The organism is Mesorhizobium sp. M8A.F.Ca.ET.021.01.1.1 (assembly GCF_003998025.1).
GTDB lineage: Bacteria > Pseudomonadota > Alphaproteobacteria > Rhizobiales > Rhizobiaceae > Mesorhizobium.
In genome coordinates this window covers 1-4,368 of the sequence record NZ_RZSJ01000527.1, presented here as the reverse complement: position 1 = coordinate 4,368, position 4,368 = coordinate 1, and the positions used below count along the sequence as shown (strand labels likewise).

Annotated in this window: 5 protein-coding genes and 1 pseudogene; 3 read left to right on the top strand and 3 right to left on the bottom strand. The window is 62.1% G+C overall.

Going from position 1 to position 4,368, the window contains the following annotated elements:
- Together EOA36_RS38530 and EOA36_RS28950 are read left to right on the top strand one after the other, a co-directional pair.
- A pseudogene (locus EOA36_RS38530) lies at positions 1-171 on the top strand (peptidase); the annotation flags it as partial.
- Between the two features lie 227 nt (positions 172-398).
- Positions 399-1,880, top strand: coding sequence for an MDR family MFS transporter (locus EOA36_RS28950; RefSeq protein WP_127280423.1), 1,482 nt, complete (start codon positions 399-401; stop codon positions 1,878-1,880).
- Here the strand turns inward: EOA36_RS28950 and EOA36_RS28945 are convergent, their stop codons facing one another.
- The 3 genes from EOA36_RS28945 to EOA36_RS28935 all read right to left on the bottom strand — a co-directional run bounded on the left by EOA36_RS28945 (position 1,881) and on the right by EOA36_RS28935 (position 3,835).
- On the bottom strand, positions 1,881-2,912 hold the full coding sequence (locus EOA36_RS28945) for an NAD(P)/FAD-dependent oxidoreductase (protein ID WP_127280422.1): 1,032 nt from the start codon (positions 2,910-2,912) through the stop codon (positions 1,881-1,883). It abuts the gene before it with no gap.
- An 89-nt stretch (positions 2,913-3,001) separates the two neighbouring features.
- Positions 3,002-3,322 (bottom strand): 2Fe-2S iron-sulfur cluster-binding protein, encoded by a 321-nt coding sequence (locus EOA36_RS28940; RefSeq protein ID WP_027144910.1) that lies wholly within the window; start codon positions 3,320-3,322, stop codon positions 3,002-3,004.
- Positions 3,323-3,466: 144 nt separating this feature from the next.
- On the bottom strand, positions 3,467-3,835 hold the full coding sequence (locus EOA36_RS28935; RefSeq protein ID WP_127280424.1) for an Hpt domain-containing protein: 369 nt from the start codon (positions 3,833-3,835) through the stop codon (positions 3,467-3,469).
- Between the two features lie 275 nt (positions 3,836-4,110).
- Between EOA36_RS28935 and EOA36_RS28930 the strand changes: the two genes are divergently transcribed.
- Positions 4,111-4,368, top strand: a 258-nt coding sequence (locus tag EOA36_RS28930) for a hypothetical protein (protein ID WP_145969356.1), incomplete at its 3' end; no start/stop codon positions are given.

Genomic DNA, 4,368 nt, shown 5'->3' with positions numbered 1-4,368 from the left:
GCTGCAAAGGCCAAGGCCGCCGAGATAACGGCGGCCGAGCTTGCCAGACACGACCAGGACCAGTTGCGGTTCGACCGTGTCGAAGGCGTCAATTTCGAAAGCCGCATCCTGCGGCTGATGCGCTACCGGATGCAACGCATCGAGAGTGGCCAATTGCCGCCGCCAACCTGAGTTTCCTCGCCGGCTCCGTTCGCCTGGATGCAAGCCAACCGGGCGGAAGCGTAGTGCCAGCTTCGAATTTTTTTCGAGCGGCGTTCGAAATCGGTCTATAGGGAACGACATATCCAGGGTTGCCTCGGGCACAAGCTGGAAGCACGACCATCACGATCGATCGCGCCGCGAATGCACCACAAAGACCCGATGGTGATGCGGCAGCGCAAGGCGCATGGACGAGAAATATGGACCAGGCAGTCGACAAGCAGGCCGTGGCGGCCGCGAGCGCGCCGCTGACCGAAAGCGAAAAGAACGCCATTATCGGCGGCGTCCTTCTGTCGATGCTGCTGGCGGCCCTCGACCAGACCATCGTCGCGCCCGCCATGCCGACCATCGGGCGCTCGCTCGGCCATGCCGAATACCTGCCCTGGATTGTCACCGGCTACCTCTTGACCGCAACCGCCGTGGCACCGCTCTACGGCAAGATTTCCGACGTCTATGGGCGTCGGCCGACCGTCTATGCGGCAATTCTCATCTTTCTTGTCGGATCGCTGGTCAGCGCACTGGCTCCCAACATGTTCGTCCTTATCCTGGGGCGCGCGATCCAGGGGGCCGGTGGCGGCGGCCTTTTCGCGCTGACGCAGACCGTAGTCGGCGACCTTGTCCCGCCGCGCGAGCGGGCGCGCTATGCGGCGTGGTTTTCCGGCACATGGGCCGTCGCCAGCGTCGCCGGGCCGCTGCTGGGCGGCACTTTTGCCGAACATCTGCATTGGTCCCTCATCTTCTGGATCAATATCCCTCTGGGCTTTGTTGCGATGGCGATCATCAACACGCCGCTCAAGAAGCTGCCGATCGCGGCCAAGAATCACAGCATCGATGGTCTTGGCGCATTGCTGCTCATCGTGGCCACGGCGCTGTTGCTGCTGGCGCTGAACTGGGGCGGCAGCGCTTACCTGTGGATGTCGCCGGAAGTCGTCGGCGTCCTGGCCGGCTCCGCGCTTTTCTGGGGAGCCTTTGCCCTGCGGCTGATGCAGGCGGCCGAACCGCTCATTTCGCTGGAAGTGCTGGGCAACCCGATCGTCCTGGCCGGCACTCTGTCGATGTTCCTGCTCCAGGCCTCCAGCGTCGGCCTTGCCGTCTATCTGCCGGTCTATCTGCAATCGATACTTGGCCTGACGGCCAGCGAGTCGGGCATTGCAATGCTCGGCCTTCTGCTTGGAACCGTGGGCGGCGCCGCTTCCAGCGGCCGCCTGATACCGCGCTTCACCCACTACAAGCGCATCGCCATGGTCGGCGTCCTCTTCGCCATCCTGTGCATGGGCCTGCTGGCCTTTGTCGCCGGCCATGCATCGTTGCTGGTCGTCGAAGTCCTGACCATCTGTATCGGGCTGGGGACCGGGACGACATTTCCGGTAACCACCGTCTCCGTGCAGAATGCCGTCGACCGCATGCATCTTGGTGTGGCGACGGGGGTGCTTACCTTTCTGCGGTCGCTGGGCAGTGCATTGGGGGTCGCGATGCTCGGGGCCATCGCTCTGGGCTTTGGGTTGCCGCTGGCCGGTGAAGGCGTTGCGGTGGCTGGACATGTCGCATCGGCCCAGCCCTTCGTGATGATCTTTCTCGTCGCGGCCGGCACTCTGGGACTGGGCCTCATCACGCTTACGCTGATGCCCGAGAAAGAACTTCGAGGCCACGTCGACGATCCGGCGCCCATCCTGGCGGAATAGCTAGCCGGAGACGCCGAGCTTCTTCTGCAGGCTGGTGGACGAAGTCGTATACTGGAACACGATTCGTTCGCCGGGGCTGACGACGCGCTTGGCGGCCTGCGCCATCAGCGCCACCTCGTGGAAACCCGACAGGATCAGCTTCAGCTTGCCCGGGTACCAGTTGATGTCGCCCACCGCGAAGATGCCGGGCACCGATGTCTGGAATTTCTCCGTATCGACCGGGATCAGGTTCTCATGGAGATTGAGCCCCCATTCCGCGATCGGGCCGAGCTTCATGGTCAGGCCGAAAAACGGCAGCATGCGGGTGCAAGGCACCTCGATGTCGCCATCCGGGCCTCCCTTGATGGTGGCCGATGCCAGCTGGCCATCGGCTCCGGTGAGCCCGGTCACCTGGCCGACCCGAAATTCCAGCTGCTTCATCTCCTGCATGGCGTACATCTTGTTGACGCTGTCGGGCGCTGCGCGAAACTCGGGCCGCCGGTGAACGAGTGTCACGCTCTTTGCCACCGGCTGCAGGTTCAGCGTCCAGTCCAGCGCCGAGTCGCCGCCGCCGACGATGACCAGGTCATGGTCGCGAAAATCCTCCATCCGGCGAACCGAATAGAAGACGCTCGTGCCTTCATAGGCCTCGATGCCGGGAATTGGCGGGCGCTTCGGCTGGAATGAGCCGCCGCCGGCGGCGATCACCACCACCTTGGCTTCGAACACCTCGTTCTCGTCCGTGGTCACGCGAAAGCCGCCGTCGTCCAACTTTTCGAGACTGGAGACCATGCGGTTGTAGGTGAAGTCAGGCTTGAACGGCTCAACCTGCTCAAGCAACTTGTCGACGAGCCCTTGCGCCGAAATCGAGGGCCAGCCGGGGATGTCGTAGATCGGTTTTTCCGGATAGAGTTCCGCGCATTGGCCGCCCGGTTTGTCGAGAATGTCGATCAGGTGGCACTTGAGGTCCAGCAGGCCGAGTTCGAACACGGCGAACAGGCCGACCGGCCCTGCCCCGACAATGAGGACGTCTGTGCTGATGATGCCGGTCATGATGCGCCTCGCTGCGAAAGTCCCGGCGAGACTGCATGACCATTGCCCCGCTGCCAAGCGTCAGCGGCAAAAATCGCCGATGCAGGCTTTCAGCCCTGACGTTCTGGCACCCGCACGATCAGACCGTCGAGTGCGTCGCGCACCTTGATCTGGCAAGACAGGCGCGAGTTCGGCTGGACCTCATAGGCGAAGTCCAGCATGTCTTCTTCCATCGCCTCGGGCTCGCCGACTTCGGCCGTCCAGGCCTCGTCGACATAGACATGGCAGGTCGCGCAGGCGCAGGCGCCACCGCACTCCGCTTCGATGCCCGGAACGGCGTTGCGAATGGCGTTTTCCATGACCGTCGAGCCGTTTTCGGCATCCACGTCGAAATGTGTGCCGTCATGGGCGATGAAGGTCAGTTTGGTCATTTGTCACCTGAAGGGACTTTCGCCCGGGACGAAGAGCCTTTCGCCTGGGACGAAAGAGAGTTTCGCCCGAGATAATCACTCCGGCAAACAAGTCAACTGCCGCGCGAAAGCGGCGCTCCGTGACGTTTTTGTCGCAAACCGGAATCAGCGATTGATGGCGGCGATGAAGTCGCGCATTTCGTCGATCAGCCGGCCGAGCCGCTTGAGGGTCTGGACGTCCTCCGGACGGCGCTCGATATCGGTGGCGCAATCGGCGATGGCGAAGGCGCCTACGCCGCGGGCCGATCCTTTCAAACCATGGGCCAGCAGCAGCCGGTCCTTGATGTCGGCATCGACTATTTTGTCGCGCACCGCCAATGCCTGCTGTACAAACAGCGCCAGCACCTCCTGCTCAAGGGCGCGGTCGCCCATCGTTTGCCGGGCAAGGTGTGCCAAATCGACCGGCCGGGACTGCCTCGTTCCCGATACGTCGCCCCCGGGCATTGAGAAGGCAATGCCGCTTTCGCCACGCATGAACTCGAACTCCATTTTCTTCGGCCGCCTGAAAAACTAGGCGATTCCAGTGGACAACGGGTTAATGAATGGCCGGGAAAAATGTTGCGAAAACGGCGCCCAAATCACGGTTCCGTTAACCTTATATTTAAAGTTTTACGTATCCCGCGGAATGCATGTTTTCTTTACCCCCCTGTGTCATTACGATACGAGGGTCCATTTTCAGCCTCCTGCGCGGGGGTAAGATAACCAGAATTAATAAGCCCCCGCGGCAGCTAGTACAGGGTAGCGAAGGCATGGCGAAGAAACCAACAACGACCAGAACTCTCGACAGCGACGTAGCCAGGGAACTCGAAAAAGCGCTCGATCTCGACCTGAGCAGCGATACCGACAGCGGCGACCTCGATATCGCGGCTTCGATGGAAGATCTGGAAGCGCAGATATCGCAGGCCGCCGACGAGTTGGCACGCGAGGGACGCAATCAGCAGCCGGCGCCCGTCGTCAATCAGGCTCAGGCCGCGAAGCCCGCGCCGAAGGCCAAGCCGGCCGAACTT